The organism is Streptomyces sp. A 4/2 (assembly GCF_940670765.1).
In the GTDB taxonomy this organism is placed as follows: domain Bacteria; phylum Actinomycetota; class Actinomycetes; order Streptomycetales; family Streptomycetaceae; genus Streptomyces.
The window spans coordinates 1-23647 of sequence record NZ_CALNVW010000003.1 but is presented as its reverse complement, the minus strand read 5'-3'; the positions used below and the strand labels follow the sequence as shown (position 1 = coordinate 23647).

The 23647-nt window shown below is 73.2% G+C and carries 14 protein-coding genes; 12 read left to right on the top strand and 2 right to left on the bottom strand.

Annotation, left to right across the window (positions count from 1 at the left end):
* Positions 1–35: 35 nt before the first annotated feature.
* The 5 genes from NBY69_RS03060 to moeZ all read left to right on the top strand — a co-directional run bounded on the left by NBY69_RS03060 (position 36) and on the right by moeZ (position 6254).
* On the top strand, positions 36–1709 hold the full coding sequence (locus tag NBY69_RS03060) for a DUF3492 domain-containing protein (protein ID WP_250298179.1): 1674 nt from the start codon (positions 36–38) through the stop codon (positions 1707–1709).
* A gap of 301 nt (positions 1710–2010) precedes the next feature.
* Complete coding sequence (locus NBY69_RS03055) at positions 2011–3174, top strand: hypothetical protein (protein WP_250298044.1); 1164 nt, start codon at positions 2011–2013, stop codon at positions 3172–3174.
* A gap of 129 nt (positions 3175–3303) precedes the next feature.
* Positions 3304–4266 (top strand): NAD-dependent epimerase/dehydratase family protein, encoded by a 963-nt coding sequence (locus NBY69_RS03050; RefSeq protein ID WP_250298178.1) that lies wholly within the window; start codon positions 3304–3306, stop codon positions 4264–4266.
* Positions 4254–5012 carry a spherulation-specific family 4 protein gene (locus tag NBY69_RS03045; protein ID WP_250298043.1) on the top strand — a complete coding sequence of 253 codons (759 nt, stop codon included), beginning with the start codon at positions 4254–4256 and terminating at the stop codon, positions 5010–5012. The genes NBY69_RS03050 and NBY69_RS03045 overlap by 13 nt, the downstream gene beginning before the upstream one ends.
* 63 nt (positions 5013–5075) lie before the next feature.
* Complete coding sequence (gene moeZ, locus NBY69_RS03040; RefSeq protein ID WP_250298042.1) at positions 5076–6254, top strand: adenylyltransferase/sulfurtransferase MoeZ; 1179 nt, start codon at positions 5076–5078, stop codon at positions 6252–6254.
* A gap of 129 nt (positions 6255–6383) precedes the next feature.
* Here moeZ and NBY69_RS03035 read toward each other — a convergent pair whose 3' ends face one another.
* Positions 6384–9254 carry a lysylphosphatidylglycerol synthase transmembrane domain-containing protein gene (locus NBY69_RS03035; RefSeq protein ID WP_250298041.1) on the bottom strand — a complete coding sequence of 957 codons (2871 nt, stop codon included), beginning with the start codon at positions 9252–9254 and terminating at the stop codon, positions 6384–6386.
* Positions 9255–9373: 119 nt separating this feature from the next.
* On the opposite strand from NBY69_RS03035, the gene NBY69_RS03030 reads away from it, so the two are divergent.
* From NBY69_RS03030 to nudC, 5 genes are all read left to right on the top strand, one after another.
* On the top strand, positions 9374–9730 hold the full coding sequence (locus NBY69_RS03030; protein ID WP_250298040.1) for an MGMT family protein: 357 nt from the start codon (positions 9374–9376) through the stop codon (positions 9728–9730).
* A 228-nt stretch (positions 9731–9958) separates the two neighbouring features.
* Complete coding sequence (locus NBY69_RS03025; RefSeq protein WP_250298177.1) at positions 9959–13312, top strand: ATP-dependent DNA helicase; 3354 nt, start codon at positions 9959–9961, stop codon at positions 13310–13312.
* 103 nt (positions 13313–13415) lie between these two features.
* Positions 13416–16895, top strand: coding sequence for an ATP-dependent DNA helicase (locus NBY69_RS03020; RefSeq protein WP_250298039.1), 3480 nt, complete (start codon positions 13416–13418; stop codon positions 16893–16895).
* A gap of 10 nt (positions 16896–16905) precedes the next feature.
* A complete protein-coding gene (locus NBY69_RS03015) occupies positions 16906–18300 on the top strand; it encodes a dipeptidase (RefSeq protein WP_250298038.1) in 1395 nt (464 codons plus the stop codon).
* A 151-nt stretch (positions 18301–18451) separates the two neighbouring features.
* Complete coding sequence (gene nudC / locus NBY69_RS03010; protein ID WP_250298176.1) at positions 18452–19357, top strand: NAD(+) diphosphatase; 906 nt, start codon at positions 18452–18454, stop codon at positions 19355–19357.
* A 214-nt stretch (positions 19358–19571) separates the two neighbouring features.
* Here the strand turns inward: nudC and NBY69_RS03005 are convergent, their stop codons facing one another.
* Positions 19572–19856 (bottom strand): trypco2 family protein, encoded by a 285-nt coding sequence (locus tag NBY69_RS03005; protein ID WP_250298037.1) that lies wholly within the window; start codon positions 19854–19856, stop codon positions 19572–19574.
* A gap of 119 nt (positions 19857–19975) precedes the next feature.
* On the opposite strand from NBY69_RS03005, the gene NBY69_RS03000 reads away from it, so the two are divergent.
* Both NBY69_RS03000 and NBY69_RS02995 read left to right on the top strand, forming a co-directional pair.
* A complete protein-coding gene (locus NBY69_RS03000; RefSeq protein ID WP_250298036.1) occupies positions 19976–21703 on the top strand; it encodes a serine protease in 1728 nt (575 codons plus the stop codon).
* Positions 21700–23647 (top strand): serine/threonine protein kinase (locus NBY69_RS02995; protein WP_250298035.1); only part of this gene is annotated, 1948 nt, incomplete at its 3' end. The genes NBY69_RS03000 and NBY69_RS02995, both read left to right, overlap by 4 nt.

Below are 23647 nucleotides of genomic sequence, written 5' to 3'. Positions count from 1 at the left end.
CGGCGGCTGCCTGAAGGGAGACCGGGGGTGTGCACGTGCGGATAGGACTGCTTACGGAAGGTGGGTATCCGTATGCGACGGGTGAGTCGAGGCTCTGGTGCGACCGGCTCGTACGAGGGCTGGACGGGCACGAGTTCGATCTCTACGCGCTGAGCCGCAGCGCGCAGCAGGAGGCGGGCGGACGGCTCGAACTGCCGCCGCAGGTACGGCGGGTGCGCACCGCGCCGCTCTGGAAGGCCGAGGCGGACGGCCGCAGGTACGGCCGCCGCGACCGGCGCCGGTTCGCCGACTGCTTCCGGCAACTGGTCTCGGCCGTGTGCGGCGAGGGCACCGGCCTCGCGGACGGCCTCTTCGCGGACGGCCTCTACGGACTGGCCGAGCTCGCGGTCGAGAAGGGTCCTCTGTACCCGGCGCTCCGCTCCGAAACCGCCGTCCGCGCCCTGGAATCCGCCTGTCGTGCGCCCGGCGCGAGCCGCACGGTGCAGTCCGCGAGAGTCCCCGACTACCTCACCTTCGCCGGACTGCTGGAGCGGGCCCTGCGTCCGCTCTCCCTCGACTGGTACACCGAGGACGAGCTCGGGGCGGTCGACCTCTGCCATGCCGCGTCCGGCGGCGGCGCCGCGCTCCCCGGACTGCTGGCCCTCCGCTTCTTCGGGGTTCCCCTGCTGGTCACGGAGTACGGCGTCGAACTGCGCTCGCACTACCTGGCGGGCAGCACCCGCAGCGCCCCGGTCCGCGCGCTGCTCGCGGGCTTCCACGGCAGGCTGGCCGCCGAGGTCTACCGCCGGGCCGCGGTCATCACCCCCGGCAACGCGCACGCCCGCCGCTGGCAGGAGAAGTGCGGCGCCGACCGCGCCAAACTGCGCACGGTCCATCCCGGCATGGAGGCCGAACGATTCTCCGCCGTGGGGGACGGCGGGGAAACGGGCGACCCGGCCACCCTGGTGTGGGTCGGCCGTATCGAGCCCGCCAAGGACCTGATCTCCCTGCTGCACGCGTTCGCCGAGGTGCGCAAGGAGGAGCCGGAGGCCGGACTCCGCATCGTCGGAGCTCCCGCGCCGGGGCCCGGGGGCGCGGACCACCTCGCCCACTGCCGCGCCCTCGCCGCCCAGCTCTTCCCCGACGAGGCAGCGGACGTGCACGCGGTCGGTTCCAACCCGGTGACCTTCGAGGAGATCGGCGGCCCGGAGGTGCCGGAGCTCGCGGACGCCTACGCGGGCGGCGCGGTCGTGGTGCTCTCCAGCGTGGTGGAGGGCTTCCCGGTGAGCCTGGTCGAGGCGATGTTCTGCGGCCGGGCGACGGTCTCCACGGATGTCGGCGCGGTCGTCGAAGTCGTCGGCGGCACGGGGCTCGTGGTGCCACCGCGCAATCCGCGTGCGCTCGCCGACGCCTGCCTGGCGCTGCTGCGCGACCCGCGGCGCCGGGAACGGCTCGGTGCGGCGGCGCGTGCGCGGGCGCTCGAACTCTTCACGGTCGAACAGAACATCGCGGCATTTCACGGCATTTACCTCGACCTGCTCTCGCACGGCCCGGTCCGGCGTACGCCGGCGCACGACAAGGGTGATCCCCGCCCGTTCGCGCACCCGGCGGAGGCGCAGGTCGCGGGAGCCTGGGCGGCTCACGCGGGCACGGTGCGTACGCCGAGTTGGGCGGCGCCGGAGCCCGAACCGCTCCGGGTGGGGGCTGTCGCGGGGGAGGGTGGCCGATGAACCAGCCCCGCACGGTCCCCATAGCGGCTCCGGCTCTCGGAACGGCGGTCCGTGAAGCCGCTGCCTTCGAGGCGACGGCTTGCGAACTCCCGCTGGTCCGGGGCGCGTCGACCGGAGGCGTACGCCGGAGCAGATCGGCCGCCGTGCGCCGGGTGTCCGGCCGCGCGCACCCGACGGCCCGATCGGGGTGTACGGCACGCGGGCCCAGGCCCCCGGCGCACGGCTGTGCGCCCCCGCCGTCCGCCGTCGAACTCCCCGTCCACCGGCCCCGGTTCCGACTCCGGCGCAGAGAGGTCGCCGTATGAGCAGGCCCGGTCCCACCGAACAGCCGCCAGGACCCGCCCCGGACGGTCCGCGCCCGCCCGCGGGGGCCGACGCCTGGGACGAGCGTTCCGAAGCCGTGCTCGCCGAGGCCGCGTCCGGACTCGCGGCCCCGCCCTTACGGAAGGGCGCGCGAGGCTCCGCCGACCCCGTACGGGCCCTGATGCACCGCCACCGCGAGCTGTGCGAACGGGCCGTCGACCCGCTGGAGATCGCCGCCGGACTCGAAGCGCACGGCATCACCGACCGCACCGCGGCCCGGTTCCGGCACCGGGACGTCTTCGCGCTCGCCGACGAGCTGTACGCCCGCGTACCCCGCAGCGCGGAAGCCGGGCACCCGGTGGACGAACCCGCCGCTGCCCATGAAGTCGCCCCGCACGCACCCTTGTTCGGGCTGCTGCCCGGCGGTTGCGCGGTCGCCACGGCCGTCGGGATCCCGCTGGTCCACGGCGGTGGACGTCTCGCGGTCGCCGCCGCGGGCGCGCTCGTCACCGGCGCGGCCCTCCTCCTCACCCTGCGCCGGGGCCCGTTGCGGGCCGAGGGGCGTGCGGTGCCCGGGGCGCGCGGTTACGTCTGCTGGCTGCTCGGCTACGCGCTCTGCGGCGACGGCCTGCTGGACCAGCTGCTGCGCGGCGGCCCCGACGGGACCTGGCCGCTGGCCGCCGCACCGCTGGTCGGCCTGGCGCTGGCCGTGGCGCCCGCCGTCTGGTGTGCCCGGCTCCTCTCGCTGCTGGCCCGGCGCGGACTGGCCGCGAGCCGGGGCACGGCCGAATTCGCGGCGCGGGCCAGACCGCTCGTCGTCGCCGTCGCCGTGCTGTACGCGGCGGCGCCCGCGCTCCTGCTGTCCGTCCGGGGATTCACCCCCGGAGCCGCTGCCCTCGCCGTTCTGCTCTTCCTCGCCAGGCTGCTCACCGTCCACGGCTTCCCCGGCGGCGCGGCCACCGCCCTGGGGGCCGCCTGCACCGTCGAGGCCCTCGCCCTGGCATCGGTCCTCGCGGGCCGGCTCCCCGGCTGCCGCTTCCTCGCCGCTCCCGTGGACGCCCTGGGTGTGCCGGCCGTGTCCGCCCTCGCCTGCGGGGCCGCCGCCCTCGCGCTGCTGGTGCACGCCACCGGCGCGCTCTCCCGCGCCTCGGCGCACACCTAGCGCGCGCCCCGAGACCTCCCGCGGAGCCGACGTCGCGGGCCATTCACCCCGTAACACCCCTGAAGGAGAACGCAACATGAGCCCCGAACCCACAGCCCCGGCATGTCGGTATCGAGAGGTGGCCGCGCGATGAGGGTGCTGCTGCTCGGAGCCAACGGGTACCTCGGCCGCTACGTGGCCGACCGCCTGCTCGCCGACCCCGCCGTGCATCTCACGGCCCTCGGACGCGGCGACGACGCCGACGTCCGCTTCGACCTCGCCAGTGGCAGCCCGGGAGCCCTGACCCGCTTCCTGGACGCCGTCCACCCCGGAGTCGTCATCAACTGCGCCGGAGCCACCCGCGGCGGCGCACGCGATCTGACCCGGCACAACACGGTCGCCGTCGCCACCGTCTGCGAGGCACTGCGCCGCAGCAGTTGCAGCGCCCGGCTGGTGCAGCTGGGCTGCGGGGCCGAGTACGGGCCCAGCCAGCCGGGCTCGTCCACCGCCGAGGACGCGGTGCCGCGCCCCGGTGGCCCGTACGGCGTCTCCAAGCTCGCGGCCAGTGAACTGGTGCTCAACTCGGGGCTGGACGCGATCGTCCTGCGGGTCTTCTCGCCGGTCGGTCCCGGCACCCCGGCGGGCTCCCCGCTCGGCCGCCTCGCCGAGGCGATGCGCCGGGCGATGCAGGCGGGGGACAACGAGCTGAAGCTCTCCGGGCTCGGCGTCCAGCGCGACTTCGTCGACGTACGGGACGTGGCGCGCGCCGTCCACGCCGCCTCCCTCTCCGCCGCCCAGGGGGTCGTCAACATCGGTACGGGGCACGCCGTGAAGCTGCGCGAGGCCGCCGCCGTGCTGGCCAGGGTCGCCGGTTTCGGCGGCACCCTGCACGAACTCGACGGCCCCCAGCACCGGCACGGCGGCCTGGTCGCCCCGCGCCCCGCCGAGCCGGTCATGGAGCACCTGGCCGCCCCGTCCCCGTACCCCGACGGCTGCGGCAGCTGGCAGCAGGCGGACGTCCGCACCGCCCGCGACCGGCTGGGCTGGCGTCCGCGCATCAATCTGGAGGAGTCGCTCGCCGACATCTGGATGGAGGCCGCATGCCGTATCTGACCCCCGCCACGGCGGTCTCGACCGGGCTGGGCTTCGGCATTCCCGGCTACGCGCACCCGCTGGTCGCCCCGGTCGAATGGGCCGAACTCACCCGCCCGGGAACCCCGTTGCACTGGGTCGTGCTCAACGTCGCGCACGGCCCCGGCGCCCGTCCCGACCCGCACTGCCTGGCGGCGGCCGGACGGCTCCGCAACGCCGGGACCCGGGTGCTCGGCCATCTCGACATGGCCAACGGGGCGCGGGGCTTCGGCGAACTGCTCGCGGAGGCACACCGGTTCACCGACTGGTACCGGGTCGACGGCTTCTACCTCGACCGGGCCCCCGTCGACCGCGCCGACCTCCCGGAGACCCGCCGCATCACCGGTGCGCTCGGAGCCCTGCTGGAACCCGGCGGCCATCTGGTGCTCGGCCACGGCAGCCACCCGTACCCGGGCTACGCCGAGGCCGCCGACCAGTTGGTCACCTTCAGCGGCCCCTGGACCGACTACCGCTGGTCGCAGGTGGCGGAGTGGACAGCCTCCTACGAACCATCACGTTTCGCTCATTTCGTACACGGCGTACCGCGCACGCACCTGGAGGAGGCCGTCCGTATCGCCCGCTGGCAGGGTGCGGGCACGATCTTCTTCACCGACCGCAGCGACCGGGACGGCTGCGACGGCCTGCCGGGGCAGAGCGACCCGTTCGAGACGCTGCCCGGGTACTGGGACGAAATCGTCTCGCGGATCGGACCGGGTGTCTCGGAATGAGAAGGGGCGTGGCAGTGTTACGGAGAGAACAATCGTACGTAGATACCGACCAACGGAGTCCCCGTGTCGTTGCCACCCCTGGTCGAGCCAGCTGCTGAACTCACCGTCGACGAGGTCCGCAGGTACTCCCGCCACCTGATCATCCCCGACGTCGGGATGGACGGGCAGAAGCGGCTGAAGAACGCCAAGGTGCTCGCCGTGGGCGCGGGCGGCCTCGGTTCGCCCGCCCTCATGTACCTGGCCGCGGCCGGCGTGGGCACGCTGGGCATCGTGGAGTTCGACGAGGTCGACGAGTCGAATCTGCAGCGCCAGATCATTCACAGCCAGGCCGACATCGGCCGCTCCAAGGCCCAGTCCGCGAAGGACTCGGTCCTGGGGATCAACCCGCTGGTGAACGTGGTCCTTCACGAAGAGCGGCTCGAGGCCGAGAACGTGATGGAGATCTTCTCCCAGTACGACCTGATCGTGGACGGCACGGACAACTTCGCCACCCGCTACCTGGTCAACGACGCGTGCGTGCTGCTCAACAAGCCGTACGTCTGGGGCTCGATCTACCGCTTCGACGGCCAGGCGTCCGTCTTCTGGTCGGAGCACGGCCCCTGCTACCGGTGCCTCTACCCGGAGCCCCCGCCCCCCGGCATGGTCCCGTCCTGCGCCGAGGGCGGCGTGCTCGGTGTGCTCTGCGCGTCGATCGGTTCCATCCAGGTCAACGAGGCCATCAAGCTGCTCGCGGGCATCGGTGAGCCGCTGGTCGGCCGCCTGATGATCTACGACGCCCTGGAGATGCAGTACCGCCAGGTCAAGGTCCGCAAGGACCCCGACTGCGCGGTCTGCGGCGAGAACCCCACCGTCACCGAACTCATCGACTACGAGGCCTTCTGCGGCGTCGTGTCCGAGGAGGCCCAGGAGGCGGCGGCCGGTTCGACGATCACTCCCAAGCAGCTCAAGGAGTGGATCGACGCCGACGAGAAGATCGAGATCATCGACGTCCGCGAGCCGAACGAGTACGAGATCGTCTCGATCCCGGGCGCGAAGCTGATCCCGAAGAACGAGTTCATCATGGGGACCGCGCTGTCGGACCTCCCGCAGGACAAGAAGATCGTCCTGCACTGCAAGACGGGCGTCCGCTCGGCGGAGGTCCTGGCCGTCCTGAAGTCCGCGGGCTTCGCCGACGCGGTCCACGTGGGCGGCGGCGTGATCGGCTGGGTCAACCAGATCGAGCCCGAGAAGCCGGTGTACTAGGAGTTGTCCACCCGAAGGGGCCGGTCCGCACGGAAGGTGCGGGCCGGCCCTTTCGGCGTGTGAACGGCCGCCCCGTGCCGGGCGGTTGTCCCGTGACCGGGCGGTTGTTCCGTGAGAGGGCGGCCGTCCCTACAACTCGCCTCGATGGGTCAGGTAGTTGAAGCACAGCCAGCCCGGCAGCACCGGCAGCCAGAAGGTCAGCAGCCGGAAGAGCAGCACCGCCGCGGTCGCCGTCCCGCGGTCCACCCCGGCGATGATCAGTGCGCCGGTCAGCGCGGTCTCCACCGCGCCGACACCACCGGGGGTCGGCACCGCCGAACCCACCGCGTTGGCGGTCAGGAAGACCACCGCGATGCTCGCGTAGCTTATGGTCGCGCCGCCGCCGAAGGCCCGCAGTGAAGCGTCCAGGCACATCACGAACGTGCCGGTCAGCAGCAGCATCCCGCCGATGCCGGTGAGCAGCTTCCGGGGCTGCTGGAGTACGTCGAGCATGCGCGGCACCACTCCGGCGAACAGCGAACGCACCCGTGTGACGACGAACTTCCGCAGGAACGGCACCGCCGTGACCACCAGGACGAGCACGGCGGCCGTCAGCAGCCCGGCGATCACGGTCCGGGACGGGGTCAGCGAAGGGGTCTGCTCGGTACCCGTCACATAGCCGAAGATCATCAGCAGCAGGATGTGGCTGCCGAGCCCGAACAGCTGCGAGGCCCCGACACTGGCCACCGCGAGACCGGGCCGCACGCCCGCGCGTTGCAGGAAGCGGGTGTTGAGCGCCACACCGCCGACCGCCGCCGGCGCCACCAGTTTCACGAAGGACCCGGCGACCTGCGCCAGGACCGCCCGGAAGAACGGCACCTTCTCGGGGACGAATCCCGTCAGGCTCATCGCGGCAGCCACGTAACTCACCGCGGAGAACAGCACGGCGGCGGCGACCCAGCCCCACTCGGTGTTGCTGAGCAGGTTGTGGTACGGGATGTTCGCCAGCTGCGAGAACAGGAAGTACGCGGCGATCGACCCGGCGATGACGGTGAGCAGGGTGCGCAGTTTGACCCGTTCCAGCCGGACCGGTTCGGCGTGCGCCTGCGGACGGATCAGCAGCACCTGATGGCGCATCTGCGCGAGCAGATCCTCCTCGCGCGCCCCGCCCACCGCGTCGTCTATGGCCTCCTTCTCGGCCTTCTTCTCGGCACGGGCGGCCTTGCGGCTGTCGTCCGGCGCCTCGTTGGCCCTGGCCCTGGCGCGCTTCGCCGCCTCCGACGCCTCGATCACCGCCTCGCGCTCCCGCTGCGCCCGCTCCCGTGCCAGCTGGCGCAGCGTCGCGCGGGAGGACCGGCTCAGCGCCAGCGGCTGGAGCAGCGGGAGACTGTCGGCGACCTTGTCCGGGCCGAGGACCGCGACCGCCGCCGCGACCGAGCGCTCCGCCCCGGCCCGCAGCCCCAGCGTGGTGAGCAGCTGGGCGATGTCCATGCGCAGCACGATGTCACCGGCCGCGATCTCACCGCCGCGCAGATCGGTGACGATCACCGCGCCCGCCCGGTCCACCAGGATCGCGTCGCCGACGAGCCGGCGGTGCGCGATACGGCGGGACTGGAGCGCCTGCACCTGGTGCCAGGTGTTCCGCATCAGCTCGTCGGTGATCTCCTCGTCGGGAAGCGAGTCGAGGGAGCGTCCGCCGGTGTGCTCGTACACCAGCATGACCGCGTCGGGGCCCAGTTCGGAGGTGGCGATCAGCTTCGGGGCGTTGGCCCCGGCGGCGATGGCCGCGTACGCGAGGAGCGCCTCCTGCTCCAGGGCCTGGCGCAGCGACTGGATGGAGCGGCCGGTGGAGATGGAGCGCAGGGTGAGGCGGCGCCACACCCGGTAGAAGAAGCCCTGCGCCTGCTGTTCGCGGTCGACCACGGTGACGTCGAGCGGGTCCCCGTCCTTCAGGGTCACGAAGTAGCGGCGGCCCCGGTCGCCCTGGTCGGCGGAGTCGGGGATGTCCTCGGCGCGCATGGCGGTCTCGGGGGAGAAGCCGACGTGCCGCAGTCCGGCGAGGAGCTGGCGGCCGGTGGGGCGGACGTTGGGCGAGCCGACGGCGTACAGCGTGCCGTACGCCACGGTCCAGCCGAGCAGGATCGTGAGGATGATCGAGAAGGGGGTGGTCTGCCCGCCGACCAGTACGGCGAAGGCGTTGACCAGCAGGACGACCCAGAGCGCCACCCGCCAGCGCGGCCTGCGGGCCATGCCGACCGCTGTCATGTAGGCGATGACGGGGGCGAGATAGCCGTGCACGGGGTCGGTGAGGGAGCCGTCCGACAGCGAGTGCGTCAGCGCCACGGTGATCGACTTCGGCGCGGCCTTGGCCACCCAGAGATCGGTGGCGAGCGCCACCCCGTGCGCGAGTACGGCGGCGAGCACGCCGTCCGCGATGCGCAGGCCGTCCCGCTTGACCAGCCGCTCGATCGCGAAGGCGACCGGCAGGATCAGTATCGCGATGGACGAGAACAGGCCCGCGAGCTTGATGAGCATGTCGGGCGTCTGGCCGGTGCCGTGGTTGATGTCCTCGGCGAGACCCGATGTGGTGCCGTGCGCGAAGGCGGCGACGGCGAGGACCAGCGCGATGGCCAGCAGTCCGATGAGCAGACGCAGCAGATCGGAGGGGCGGTGCACACGGGCGGCGAGCAGTGGTTCGTCGCCGGAGACCCTGTCGATGGGTGCCGCCTCTCCGCAGTCGGTTCCTGTACCGGACCCGGTTCCTGTGCCGGGCTCCGTTCCGGCCCCGGACGCTGCTTTCCCACCGGTCTTCCCACCGGATCCCGGTTCCGTACCGGAATCCGGCCCCGTACCGGTTCCGCCGGAGGGCGGCCCAGCGTCGGGTGCGTTTGCCGGTTCCGGCACGCCCGGCCCCTCCGTCGTGTCCTTATGGTCTCGTATCACTGCGCTCCACCTCGGGGTGCTGGGCCCGCGGGCAGAGCCCGGCCGACGGTCCGGCCACCGCCCGGACGATGGTGGCATGTCCGGGCGGCGCAGGCGGGCATCAGGGCCCCTTTGCCGAAAGCGGGCCGCTCGGTGGGCGGCCCGGAGCAGTGTCGGTGCGGTGGGAGTTTTAGGAGCTGTCGGAGGGCTGGTGCAGTATGGACCGGATGAGTGCTGAGCTGCCGGAGTACGCGGAACGGGTGCTCGACGTGGCGGACCGGATCCCGCCCGGCCGCGTCATGACGTACGGAGACATCGCCGAATGGCTGGGGGAGGGAGGACCGCGTCAGGTGGGCCGGGTGATGGCCCTCTACGGCGCAGCCGCCCCGTGGTGGCGTGTGGTGCGCGCGGACGGCGCGCTGCTGCCCGGCCACGAACTGCGGGCGCTGGAGCACTACCGCACGGAGTCCACGCCCCTGAAGGACGCCTCGCGGACCGCACGGGAGGCCGACGGTCATCTGCCCCGCCTGGACATGCGGCGGGCGCGATGGGACGGCGGCGGAACTCATGTGTGACAGCTTCCGCCATACGGTGGACCCGCGGGTGGTCTGAGACCCGTTCGGAGTATGCCCCGGGCCGGTGGGCCCGGCCGCTGCGGCGCCGCGCCCCACTGGCGTAGCTTCGGTGCGACACGACGGGCACCGCGGGCACCACGGCCGCGGACACCACTGCCACCGCAGACCCGACCGGCACAGCACCCCGTCCCCCACCCGCACACCTGCACACACTCCCCAGGACCGGCGATCCACGTGAGCTCCTCCACTTCCCACCGGGTACGGCAACGTGCCCCGGGCGCGTACCGGCTGGTGCGGACCCCGCCGGGCGCAGCGGGCCCGCCTGTACTGGACGCACGGCAGCGCGCGGTGGTTGACCACGCGGCGGGGCCGCTGCTGGTCCTGGCCGGGCCCGGTACGGGAAAATCCACCACCCTCGTGGAGTCGGTGGCGCGGCGCATCGCCGAGGGGACCGACCCCGAGCGGATCCTCGTCCTCACGTTCAGCCGCAAGGCCGCGGTGGAACTCCGCGACCGGATGGCCGTGCGGATCCAGGGGGGCGCCCCCGGAGCGCACGCCCCGCAGGCAACCACCTTCCACTCGTTCTGCTACGCGCTGGTCCGCGCCCACCAGGACGCCGACCTCTTCGCCGAGCCGCTGCGGCTGCTCTCCGGGCCGGAGCAGGACGTCACGGTGCGCGAGCTGCTGGCCGGACAGCTGGACCTGGGACACATCCGCTGGCCCGACGAACTGCGCGCCTGCCTGACGACGCGCGGCTTCGCCGACGAGGTGCGCGCGGTGCTCGCCCGCAGCCGGGAACTGGGCCTGGGCCCGGACACCCTGGCCGCGTTCGCCGACCGTACGGGCCGCCCCGACTGGCGGGCGGCGGCCGACTTCCTCGCCGAGTACCTGGACGTCCTGGACGCACAGGGGGTGGTGGACTACGCGGAGCTGGTGCTCCGTGCGGTGCCGCTGGCCCAGCGCGCCGACCTCCGCTACGACGCGATCTTCGTGGACGAGTACCAGGACACCGACCCGGCCCAGGTGCGGCTGCTGCGCGCGCTGGCCGGCGGCGGGCGTTCACCAGGACCGGGCCGGCCGGTCCTGGTGGCGTTCGGTGACCCGGACCAGTCGATCTACGCGTTCCGGGGCGCCGACGTGGGCGGCATCCTGGACTTCCCCGCTACCTTTCCCCGCCACGACGGCAGCCCCGCCCCGGTCGAGGTGCTCACCACCTCACGGCGTTCCGCGGCATCCGTGCTGGCCGCCACCCGGCTGCTGACCCAGCGGATGCCGCTGACCCGGCTGCCCTCCGACAAGGTGCGCGCGCACCGGGAACTCTCGGCGGTACGGGCCGGGGGCCGGGTCGAGGCGTACACCTACCCGACGGCGGGCACCGAGCTGGACAACATCGCCGACATCCTGCGCCGGGCTCATCTGGAGGAGGGCGTGCCGTGGAGCGACATGGCGGTGCTGGTGCGCGCGGGAGGCCGCTCGATCCCCGCGGTGCGCCGTGCGCTCACCTCGGCCGGGGTCCCGCTGGACATCGCGGGCGACGATGTCCCGCTGCGCCACGAACCTGCCGTGACACCGCTGCTCACCGCGCTGCGGGCGGTCGCGGACGCGGCGCTGGGCGGGCCGGTACGCGCCCGTCGGGACGAGGGTGACGAGAGCGCGGCCGGTCCGGACGAGGGTGATGTGAGCGCGGCCGGTCCGGACGGGGGCGCCCCCTGGCTCGGTACCGAAACCGCGCTCACCCTCCTCGCCTCCCCGCTCGGCGGCATGGACGCCGCGGACCTGCGCCGTCTCGGCCGCGCGCTGCGTGACGAGGAGCGGGCCGGCGGGAACCGGCTTCCGCCGCCCTCCGACGAGCTCCTCGCCCGCGCGCTCGCCGAACCCGAGCGGCTGGTCGTGCACGACTCGGCGTACGCCCGGGGCGCCCAGCAGCTCGGCAAGCTCCTGCGGAAGGCACGGGAGGTCCTGGAGAACGGCGGCACCGCCGAGCAGGCCCTCTGGGAACTGTGGAACGGCACCAACTGGCCCCGGCGGCTGGAACGCGCGACGCTGCGCGGCGGCGCCGGCGGACGCAACGCCGACCGTGATCTGGACGCCGTCTGCGCCCTCTTCGACACCGCGGCCCGCGCCGAGGAACGCACCGGCGGACGCGGCGCGCTGAACTTCCTGGAGGAGCTGGACGCGCAGGACATCGCCGCCGACACCCTCTCGAAGCGGACCGTGCGGCCCGACGCCGTACGGCTCATGACCGCGCACCGCGCCAAGGGCCTGGAGTGGGGTCTGGTCATCGTCGCGGGCGTCCAGGAAGGGCTGTGGCCCGACCTCAGACGGCGCGGATCCCTCCTCGAAGCGGACCGGATCGGCCGCGACGGCCTCGCCGAACCGCTCACGCCCGGCGCACTGCTCGCCGAGGAACGCAGGCTCTTCTACGTCGCGGCCACCCGCGCCCGCGACCGTCTCGTCGTCACCGCGGTCAAGGCACCGGCCGACGACGGCGACCAGCCCTCCCGCTTCCTCGCCGAGCTGGGCGTGGAGCCGAAGGACGTCACGGGGCGCCCCCGCAGACCGCTCGCCGTCGCCCCCCTCGTCGCCGAGCTCCGCGCCACGGTCGTCGATCCGAGGTCCTCGCCCGCGCTCCGGGACGCCGCGGCCCACCGGCTCGCCCGGCTGGCCGCGCTCGCGGACGAGGAGGGCCAGCCGCTCGTACCGGCGGCGCACCCGCACCGCTGGTGGGGCCTGTACGAACCGACGCACAGCACGGTCCCGGTGCGCGACCCGGAGCAGCCCGTCGCCCTCTCCGGCAGCGCGCTCGACCAGCTCGCCCACACCTGTTCGCTCCAGTGGTTCCTGGGGCGGGAAGTGAAGGCGGACGCCCCCGCCACCGCCGCCCAGGGCTTCGGCAACGTGGTGCACGTCCTCGCGGACGAGGTCGCATCCGGGCGGACCCCGGCCGACCTGGCCGTCCTCATGGAACGGCTCGACTCGGTCTGGGGCTCGCTCGCCTTCGACGCCCCCTGGAAGTCGGCCCAGGAGAAGGAGCACGCGCGCGTGGCGCTGGAACGCTTCCTGCGCTGGCACGTCATGGACCGCGCGGGCCGCACCCCGGCCGCCACCGAGCACGGCTTCGACGTGACCCTGGAGGCCGGTGCGTACGAGGTCCGGATCCGGGGCTCCATGGACCGCGTCGAGCAGGACGCCGAGGGCCGGGCGTACGTCGTCGACTTCAAGACCGGCAAGCAGGCGCCGACGAAGGACGAGGTGGCCCACCACCCGCAGCTCGCCGTCTACCAGCTCGCGGTGCGCGAGGGCGCCGTCGACGAAGTCTTCGGCGGGCGGCGCCCCGGCCCCGGCGGCGCCGAACTCGTCCAGCTCCGGCAGGCCGCGGCCAGGAAGGAGGGCGGCGACGCCCTCCCGAAGGTCCAGGCACAGGAGCCGCTCGCGGGGGAGTGGGTCGGGGACCTGCTGGCCACCGCGGCCGGGAAGGTGCTCGACGAGCGCTTCACACCGACCACGGGAAGCCACTGCACGCACTGCTCTTTCCGGGCCTCGTGCAGCGCCCTGCCCGAGGGGCGTCACATCGTCGAGTGACGGGCCGGGTAGGGCGGTTCACGGCCGGGTGCGGGCGCGACGACGGGCCGGGTGACGGCTCGCGCGGGACACGTTGTCAGTGGTCGCCGTTAGCCTTTCCGAGGTGACCCCACGTATCACCGACCCCGAGCAGCTCAAGGAGCTCCTCGGCATCCCCTTCACCCCGGAGCAGACGGCCTGCATCACGGCGCCGCCCGCCCCGCAGGTCATCGTGGCCGGAGCCGGGTCGGGGAAGACGACGGTGATGGCCGCGCGCGTGGTCTGGCTGGTGGGCACCGGGCAGGTCGCGCCCGAGCAGGTGCTCGGGCTGACCTTCACCAACAAGGCGGCGGGCGAGCTGGCCGAGCGGGTCCGCAAGGCGCTGGTACGGGCCGGGGTCACCGATCCCGACGTCATCGACCCGGCCCACCCGTCGCCCGGCCACCACCCCTCGACGACGCCGCGCAGCGCCGACCCCTTCTACTCACCCGGCGAACCCCGCATCTCGACGTACCACGCGTTCGCCGGACAGCTGCTGACCGACCACGGGCTGCGGATAGGGCTCGAACCGACCTCCCGGCTGCTCGCCGACGCCACGCGGTACCAGCTGGCCGCGCGCGTGCTCAAGGAGGCGCCGGGCCCCTACCCGGCCCTGACGAAATCCTTCTCCTCCCTGGTCAGCGACCTGCTGGCGCTCGACGGCGAACTCGCCGAGCATCTGGTGACGCCCGCCGCGCTGCGGGCCCACGACACGGAGCTGCTGAGCACCCTGGAGGGCGCCAGACTCTCCAACGCCGACCTGCGCAAGATCCCCGAGGCCGCCGCGGCCCGCCGTGAACTGCTCGACCTGGTGGGCCGTTACCGCCGGGCCAAGCGCAGCCGCGACCTCCTCGACTTCGGCGACCAGATCGCGCTCTCCGCCGAACTGGCGCTGACCAGGCCCGAGGTCGGCACCCTCCTGCGGGACGAATTCCGGGTGGTCCTGCTCGACGAGTACCAGGACACCTCCGTCGCCCAGCGGCTGCTGCTGTCCGGGCTCTTCGGCGGTGGCACCGGCCACGCGGTGACCGCGGTCGGCGACCCCTGCCAGGCGATCTACGGCTGGCGCGGCGCCTCCGTCGCCAACCTGGACGACTTCCCCGAACACTTCCCGTACGCCGACGGAAGCCCCGCCACCCGTTTCTCGCTCAGCGAGAACCGCCGCAGCGGCGGCCGTCTCCTCGACCTGGCCAACGGCCTCGCCGCCCCGCTGCGCGCGATGCACGCGGGCGTGGAGGCACTGCGCCCCGCACCGGGAGCGGAGCGGGACGGCATGGTGCGGTGCGCCCTGCTCCGTACGCACGAGGAGGAGATCGGCTGGCTCGCCGACTCGATCGCCCATCTGGTGCGGACGGGCAGGGAACCGGCCGAGATCGCCGTCCTGTGCCGTACCGCGGGCGACTTCGCGGAGATCCAGGGCGCGCTGGTGGCCCGGGACGTGCCGGTCGAGGTGGTCGGTCTCTCGGGGCTGTTGCACCTGCCCGAGGTCGCCGACCTGGTGGCGGTCTGCGAGGTGCTCCAGGACCCGGGGGCCAACGCCTCACTGGTCCGGCTGCTGACCGGCCCGCGCTGGCGGATCGGCCCGCGCGACCTGGCGCTGCTGGGCCGCCGGGCCCGGCTGCTCGTGCGGTACGCGGGCGCCCCCGACGACGACCCGGACCGGCGCCTCGCCGAGGCCGTCGAAGGGGTCGACCCGGCCGAAGTGGTCTCACTGGCCGACGCCCTGGACACCTTCCTGGACAGCACGGCCGAGGACGACGGGCTGCCGTTCTCCGCCGACGCCCGGGTCAGGTTCGCCCGGCTCGCCGCCGAACTGCGCGATCTGCGGCGGTCGCTGGCCGACCCCCTCATGGACGTACTGCACCGGGTGCTCGCCACCACGGGCCTGGAGGTCGAGCTCTCCGCCTCGCCGCACGCCCTGGCCGCCCGCAGACGCGAGACGCTCTCCCAGTTCCTCGACACGGCGGCCGGCTTCGCGTCCCTGGACGGCGAGGCGACCCTGCTGGCGTTCCTGGGATTCCTGCGGACGGCCGTCCAGTACGAGAAGGGCCTGGACAACGCCCTGCCCGGCGGTGAGAACACGGTCAAGGTCCTCACCGCGCACAAGTCCAAGGGCCTGGAGTGGGACGTCGTCGCGGTCCCCGGCCTGGTGGCCAGGCAGTTCCCGAGCGAGCAGTCCCGCGAGGTGTGGACGGCGCAGCCGAAGGTACTGCCGCACGCGCTGCGCGGCGACGCGGCGACGCTTCCCGGCGTACCGGCGTGGGACGCGAAGGGCCTGGCCGCCTTCAAGGCGGAGATGAAGGCCCACCAGCACACGGAAGAACTCCGCCTCGGCTACGTCACCTTCACCCGCCCCCGCTCGCTGCTCCTCGGCTCGGCCCACTGGTGGGGCCCGAGCCAGAAGCGGCCACGCGGCCCCTCGGACTTCCTGATCGCGCTGAACGAGCACTGCGCGGCGGGCTTCGGCGAGACGGAGATCTGGGCGGACGCACCGGAGGAGGACGAGGAGAACCCGGCCCTGCGCGAGGCGGCGGCGGACCACGCGTGGCCGCTGCCGCTGGACCGGACGTCGTTCGACCGGCGCCGGGACGCGGCGGACCTGGTCCTGGCCGAACTCGACGCGGTGCGCCCGGACCCGGCCGTGGACCCGGACCAGGACCCGTACCTGGACAAGAGCGAGGTCGGCGCCGTGGATTACCCACCAGCGCGTGCGGACCTCGGCCCGGGGCAGCGCCCCGCGACGGCCGTACCGCACGCCTCACCCGTGCCTCACCCCGCCGCACCCGTACCGCACGCCCGCGCCACCCCCGACGCCCAGGCCCGCCCCCACCCGCAGCCCCCGGCCCCCCTCACCCCCGAGGACGCCCGCACCATCACCTCCTGGGACCGCGACCTGGACGCCCTCACCGCCGAACTCCTCCGTGCCCGGCGCACCGTGCACGACGTCCCCGTCCCGCACACCCTCACGGCCACCCAGCTGCTGCGTCTCGCCGAGGATCCGGACGGCTTCGCCCGCGAACTGGCCCGCCCCATGCCGCAGGCCCCGCACCCGGCCGCCCGCCGCGGCACCCGGTTCCACGCCTGGGTGGAGTCCCGCTTCGAGGAACTGCCGCTGCCCATGCTGGGCCCCGACGAACTCCCCGGCGGTGCCGAGGACGAGCCGGAGATCGCCGACGAACGGGATCTCGCCGCACTGAAGGAAGCCTTCGAGCGCACCCCGTACGCAGGGCGCACTCCCCACCGGGTCGAAGCCCCCTTCACGCTCAGCCTCGCGGGCCGGCTGATCCGCGGCCGGATGGACGCCGTGTACCGCACCTCCGCGCACACCTACGAGATCGTCGACTGGAAGACCCACCGCCTCCACACCGCGGACCCCCTCCAGCTCGCCGTCTACCGCCTGGCCTGGGCCGAGCAGCACCACATCCCGCTCTCCTCGGTCACCGCCGCGTTCCTCTACGTACGCACCGGGGAAGTGATCAGGCCCACACCGCTGCCCGGCCGGGCGGAGCTGGAGCGCATCCTGCTGGGTGATCCGCTGGACCGGCCACCCCCACCGGCCGGTTAGGCTCGACGGCATGAGCGACACCCCGGACAGCGCCGTCCGCACGTACATCGATCAGCACCGCAAGGCCTTCGTCGAAGACCTGGCCGAGTGGCTCCGCATCCCCTCGGTGTCCGCGCAGCCGGACCACGACGCGGACGTACGGCGCAGCGCCGACTGGTTGGCCGCCAAGCTCAAGGAGACCGGCTTCCCGGTCACGGAGATCCTGGACACCCCCGGCGCCCCCGCGGTCTTCGCCGAGTGGCCCTCCGGCGAGGCGGACGCACCGACCGTGCTCGTCTACGGCCACCACGACGTCCAGCCCGCGGCGGTCGAGGACGGCTGGCACACCGACCCCTTCGAGCCGGTGATCCGGGACGGCCGGATGTACGGAAGGGGCGCGGCCGACGACAAGGGCCAGGTGTTCTTCCACACACTCGGTGTCCGGGCCCACCTGGCCGCCACCGGCCGCACCGCCCCCGCGGTCAACCTCAAGCTGCTCATCGAGGGCGAGGAGGAGTCCGGCTCCCCGAACTTCCGCGCACTCGTCGAGCAGCACGCCGAGCGCCTCGCCGCCGACACCGTGATCGTCTCGGACACCGGGATGTGGTCCGAGACCACCCCGACCGTCTGCACCGGCATGCGCGGCCTCGCCGAGTGCGAGATCACCTTCGGGGGCCCCGACCAGGACATCCACTCCGGTTCCTTCGGCGGCGCGGTCCCCAACCCGGCCACCGCGATCGCCCGGCTGGTCGCCGCGCTCCACGACGACGAGGGACGCGTCACGGTCCCGGGTTTCTACGACGGCATCGCCGAGCTCACCGACGCCGAGCGCGAACTGTTCGCGGAGCTGCCCTTCGACGAGGACGAGTGGCTGCGCACCGCCAAGTCCCGTGCCGCCGCCGGTGAACAGGGTCACACCACGCTGGAGCGGATCTGGGCCCGCCCGACCGCCGAGGTCAACGGCATCGGCGGCGGTTACCAGGGCGTGGGCGGCAAGACCGTCGTCCCGTCGTCCGCCATGGTGAAGCTGTCGTTCCGGCTGGTCGCGGGCCAGGACCCGGTCCGTATCGAGAAGCTGGTCACCGAGTGGGTGGCCGCCCGGGTGCCCGCCGGGATCCGGTCCGGGATCGCTTTCAGCGCGGGCACCCGCCCCTGCCTGACCCCGCTGGACCACCCCGCCCTCCAGTCGGTCGTACGGGCCATGGGCCGTGCGTTCGGCGAGAAGATCCGCTTCACCCGGGAGGGCGGATCGGGGCCCGCCGCCGACCTCCAGGACGTGCTGGGCGCTCCGGTCCTCTTCCTGGGGATTTCCGTACCGTCCGACGGCTGGCACGCACCCAACGAGAAGGTCGAACTCGACCTGCTGCTCAAGGGTGTCGAGACCACCGCGCATCTGTGGGGCGACATGGCCGCTGCCCTGCGATGACCACGCTGAACCGAACCACCCAGTCCATCAGGGGGAGTTGGAAGCACCTGTGAGCAACGTCAGCAACGCCACCGAAGACCACGCCACCGAAGGCCAGGAGGCCCGGGGCCACACCCCCGGAGCCCCTGCCGGCGCGGACCCGCACCGGCCGATCGGTCTGACCGCGCCCAGCGGCATCGACCGGGCCGCCCACCACCGCCTCGACGAGGCCTGGCTCGCGGCGGCCTGGAGCCATCCGACCACCCGGGTCTTCGTCGTCTCCGGCGGTCAGGCGCTGATCGACGAGACGGCCGACGGCCGTACCGAACTGCTCATGACCCCGAGCTTCGAGGCCCCGCTCACCGAGGAGCACCGCTACTTCCTCGGTACGGACCCCGAGGGTGTGTCCTACTTCGCGCTCCAGAAGGACACCCTCCCGGGCCGGATGGACCAGTCCGCGCGCCCGGCCGGACTGCGCGAGGCGGGCCTGCTGCTCTCGCCGCGCGACGCCGGGCTGCTGGTGCACGCGGTGGCGCTGGAGAACTGGCAGCGCCTGCACCGGTTCTGCTCGCGCTGCGGCGAGCGCACGGTCATCGCAGCCGCGGGCCACATCCGCCGCTGCCAGGCCTGCGGGGCCGAGCACTACCCGCGTACCGACCCGGCCGTGATCATGCTCGTCACCGACGAGCACGACCGGGCGCTGCTGGGCCGCCAGGTGCACTGGCCCGAGGGGCGGTTCTCCACCCTCGCCGGATTCGTCGAGCCGGGCGAGTCCATCGAGACCTCGGTGGCGCGCGAGGTGTTCGAGGAGGCGGGCGTCACGATCGGCGAGGTGCGGTACGTGGCCAGCCAGCCGTGGCCCTTCCCGTCCAGCCTGATGCTCGGCTTCATGGCACGGGCCACGTCGTCGGAGATCACCGTGGACGGCGAGGAGATCAGCGAGGCGCGCTGGTTCTCGCGGGAGGACCTGCGTTCCGCGATCGAGTCGGGCGTGGTCCTTCCCCCGGCCGGTATCTCGATCGCGGCCCGGCTGGTGGAGCTCTGGTACGGCAAGCCGCTGCCGAAGCCGCTGACCTGACCCCACCCCACCTGACCCCACCCGTCCCGACTCGACCTGTGCCCCCGCGACGGCTGAGAGCGACCGTCGCATGGGGGGCGGCGTCGCCGGGTCTGGCACGCACGTTCGCCGCGTTGTCGTCGATCAACAACGCTCCGCGTTGCCTCAATCCTCCGCCTTGCGACCGCACGCACCAGGCCCCGCTCCTTCTCCCGCCCCCCATGCGACGGTCGCTCTACTTCCGGCCTACATCGATCCAGCCCGGTGTGTCGTCCTCGTTGCGGGGCTGCAGTTCGACCCGGATGTGGTGGGTGTTCTCGCGCGTCGCGGACCCACTGCCGCCCACGGTGACCACCCCGATCCGCAGCTTCCCCTCGGCCCCGGCCTCCCGGCTCACCTGAACGGCGATCTCCAGACTCACCTTCTCCACGCTGAGGCGCAGCGCACTGTCCCCGATGCGGCTCTGCGCCTCGGTCAGTTCGGCCCGCACCTGGCTGATCAGATCCGCCAGACCGGCCACTGGTGTGGCTCCTGTCCCGTGCCCCATGGCTCCCCCTTGTGCAGCTCGGGTCTCATAGTCGTCCCTTGCACCTATTCTGGGGAAGCATGAGGGGGGAGCCGTTACGGCTCAACATGCCTATGGATCAACAGAGTTGGCGGCTGCGACTGAGAGAACAGCCGCCGGGGGGACAGCCGGGCGAGGTGCTCGGCGCGGGGGTCCTGTTCGGTCAGGACCTGGTGCTGACCTGCGCCCATGTGCTTCCTGGCCGGACCGATCAGGTCAGGGTCGAATTCCCGTTGCTGAAAGGGAAGTTGCAGGGGGTGTCCCGCACGGCGACCGTGCTGGACGAGTACTTCGTGCCGCGTCACGGCAAGCACGAGGGGGACCTCGCCCTGCTGCGGCTGACCAGCCCGGCGCCGGTCCCCTCGACGGTCGTGCTCGACCGCGACCCGGTTCCGTACGACACCAGGGTCATGGTCGACGGCTTCCCCAGGGGCCGCTCGGGCGGTTTCTGGGTGGACGCCCAGCTCAAGGGCCCCGGGGGGCACGGCGACGAATGGGTGCAGCTGAACCCGGTCGGCTACCGCGACCGCGATCCCCGGGGGTTCAGCGGGGCAGGAGTCACCGAGGCCGGGAGCGGCCGGCTGATCGGGATCATGGTCGCCGTGTACGGCAACCCCGACACGGAAGAGCCCCTGCTCTACTTCTACATGATCCCGGGCGCGACGATCGCCGGTCATCTCCCGCTCGTCGCCGCACACCACATGACGGGCTCCCCGGTCATCCCCCCGCAGCTGTCGGTCGCCCCCGAAGCCGCGCGGACCGGCCGGCCGCTGGGGCTTCAGCGCACGCTGACCCGCTGGCTGCACCGGGACGCGGACACCTGGGACACCGAGACCGTCTTCGTACGCGAGGACGACGCCGAGGCCGCGTCCGCCCTGCGGACCACCCTCAACCTGGCCGACCGCGAGCGCTCGCCCGCCCTCTCCACCGCCGACACCCGGCGGTCCGGCGACGGTACGGTGCCCCGCCCCGGCACCATCGACCTGGCGGTGGCCGCCGCCGGGATGTCCCACGAGGAGCTGACCCGGGCCCTGGAACCGCGGCAGCAGCTGTCCTCGGTCGCCATCGTCTCCGCCGACCGGTCGGCGGCCACCCCGCAGGAGCTGGCCGGGCTGCTGCGCACCCTGGCCGACCGCGGGGTGCGGCTGCTCCTCGTGCTCAACGCCCCCGAACCGGCGCTCACCCAGGAGCTGTTGCCGCCCGGCCGCGCCCGGCTCTGGCTGGCGCGGCTCGCCGCCCGCACCGACCGGCTCTCGGACGCCGAACGCAGCATCAAGGAGCTGCACCGGCGGCTGACCCCACGGGTCACCCGGCTGCCCGCGGTGCCGGACCCGCGCAGCGTCGACGCGCAACTGTGGACCGCGCAGCTCACCGCGGAGTGGGAGTGGGAGCGGGACGGGGACGAGGCCGCCCTGCTGGAGAAGTTGTCGTACGCCGAACAGGCCGTGGAGCACTTCCTGTTGGGAGCCGAACGCGCCGAGCGGGAGCTGCGCACCGAACTCGACAGACTGCACGGCCTGCGCGGGCTGCTCGCCGCCGAACAGGCCCGGCTGTCCCGCGAAGACCGGGCCGAGGACGCCGGGGCGACCGTTCACTACCGGGAGGCGCAGCGGCTGCTGAGGGGCGGACCCAGCGATCTCGACGACGTGCAGCGGGCGGTCGACGTGTTCGTACGGAGCGTGCACCGGCTGCTGGACGAGGAGCCCGCGCCCCAGGATTCCGGCGCTTCCCAGGACCCGGGCGTGTCCCAGGCCCCCGGCCGTCCCCCGGACGGCACCGACGGAGAGGACGAGGACCTGTGACCCCGTGCCCCCACCCGGACTGCGGAGGACTGCTCACCCCCGCGGGCTTCTGCCAGCGCACCGGCAGGCGCGTCGACCGCACGGCGGGCCGCCACGCGGGCACCCCGGCCCCGGCTCCCGCGCCACCCGGCCCCGCCCCGCAGGACGACACCCACGCCGCCCTGACCGCCCGGGTGGTGCTCCCCGGCCAGGAGAAGGACGCCGACCCGCTCGCGCTGCCCGACGTGCTGCCCGCGGCCCCGGTGGCCGCGCCCGACGACGACGAAGGGCTGCGCAGCCTCGCCCTGGGACCCGACCGGATGCTCGCCGGGCAGTACCGGGTGCTCAGACAGGTCGGGTACGGCGGGATGGGCGAGGTGCACCTCGCCGAGGACACCCGCCTGGAGAACCGCCCCGTGGCGATCAAGTTCCTGCACCAGCACGACACGGACCCGAACAGCGAGCTGCGGGAACGCGGCAGGCTCAACGAGAAGGTGATGAGCAGCGAACGCCAGCAGCTCGTCGCCCTCAACCACCCCGACCTCATCCGGGTGTTCAACTACGGCCGCCACGAACCCGTCGGTGAGTTCCTGGTCCTCGAATACGCCAACGGACTGACGCTGGAAGAAGTCAGGGTGCGCGTCGCCAGGGACCCCGAAGCGTTCGGCGGGGTGCGCTTCCACGAGTTCGTGCTCGGCTACGGCATTCGCATCCTGCAGGCCCTCAGTCACCTCCACGAGGAGAAGGGCAAGGTGTACGGGGACCTCAAGCCGCACAACGTCATGCACTGCGGCACCGGGATCAAGATCGTCGATGTGGGGAGCATCCGCCAGGAGGGCGCCGAGGGCCCGACCACCGACCGCTACCGCGCCCCGGACGTGGGCAAGACCGGGGCCACCCGCTTCCAGGACGACCTTTTCAGCCTCGGCGTGACCCTGCGCGAACTCAGCGAAGCGGCCCCGCCCGCCCAGGGCCTGGGCCCCGAATCGCTGCGCCGGGTCCTGGACCGGGCCACCCGCCCGGACCGCCGGGCCAGGTTCGCCACCGCCGACGAGATGGCACTCCAACTGCGCGGGGTCCTGCGCGAACTGCGCTCGCTCCGCACCGGCCAGGAGTCCTTCGAACCGTCCCCGCTCTTCGTCCAGTCCGCCCACGCGCTCGACGGGACGATCGGCTCGCCCCCGTCCCTGCACCAGCTGGCACGGGGCGCCCAGGCCCCGGCCGCACTCGGCGCGGTACCACCCGAGCACGGCGAGATGGCCTGCGGACTGCCCGTACCGAGAACGGACCCCGACGACCTCAACGCACCGCGCCTGAACCGTCTCGCCGAGGACGACCCGACCGCCCTCCTCCAGCGCACCGCCGACTGGGACCCGTCGGCCGAACTCCATCTGCTGCGCTGCCGCCTCCACATGACGCGCACGGTCGCCGCCGACGGCGCCGGGCCGCCCTGCCGGGTGCACGGGGCGGGCGACGAGTGCGCCGGGCCACTGTGCCAGGCCTACACGGAGGTCGCCGAGGCCCGGAAACTCATCGACCCGCGCTGGGCCCCGTACGACTGGCGGATCGACTGGCACCGCGGCCTGCTCGCCCTGGCCGGCGGGAACATCCAGCAGGCCGACATGCTCTTCGACGGCATCTACGGCGCGATCCCCGGCGAGTACGCGCCCAAGATCGCCCTCGGCTACTGCGCGGAGCAGCGGCAGGACCGGCCCCGGGCGCTGAAGTTCTACGACGCGGTCCGCCGCCGCAACCACTCCTTCGGCGGCGCTGCCTTCGGCTGCGCCCGCGTACACCTGGCCGGACCGGGCACCGAGGGGCTGAACGAGGCCCTGGCCGCGCTGGAACTCGTACCGGCGCACTCCCGTCATCTGACGGCCGCCCGGACCGCCGTCGTCCGGATCAAAGCAGCCAGGGCGCGCATCGACCCCGGCCCCGGGGACGAGGCGCTCAAGGACGCGCTGC

Bases quoted from the DNA above. Each gene is read 5' to 3' on its own strand.
- NBY69_RS03055 (WP_250298044.1), top strand. From the start codon at position 2,011: ATGAGCAGGCCCGGTCCCACCGAACAGCCGCCAGGACCCGCCCCGGAC.
- NBY69_RS03050 (WP_250298178.1), top strand. From the start codon at position 3,304: ATGAGGGTGCTGCTGCTCGGAGCCAACGGGTACCTCGGCCGCTACGTG.
- NBY69_RS03045 (WP_250298043.1), top strand. From the start codon at position 4,254: ATGCCGTATCTGACCCCCGCCACGGCGGTCTCGACCGGGCTGGGCTTC.
- NBY69_RS03035 (WP_250298041.1), bottom strand. From the start codon at position 9,254: ATGCCACCATCGTCCGGGCGGTGGCCGGACCGTCGGCCGGGCTCTGCC.
- NBY69_RS03030 (WP_250298040.1), top strand. From the start codon at position 9,374: ATGGACCGGATGAGTGCTGAGCTGCCGGAGTACGCGGAACGGGTGCTC.
- NBY69_RS03015 (WP_250298038.1), top strand. From the start codon at position 16,906: ATGAGCGACACCCCGGACAGCGCCGTCCGCACGTACATCGATCAGCAC.
- NBY69_RS03000 (WP_250298036.1), top strand. From the start codon at position 19,976: ATGGATCAACAGAGTTGGCGGCTGCGACTGAGAGAACAGCCGCCGGGG.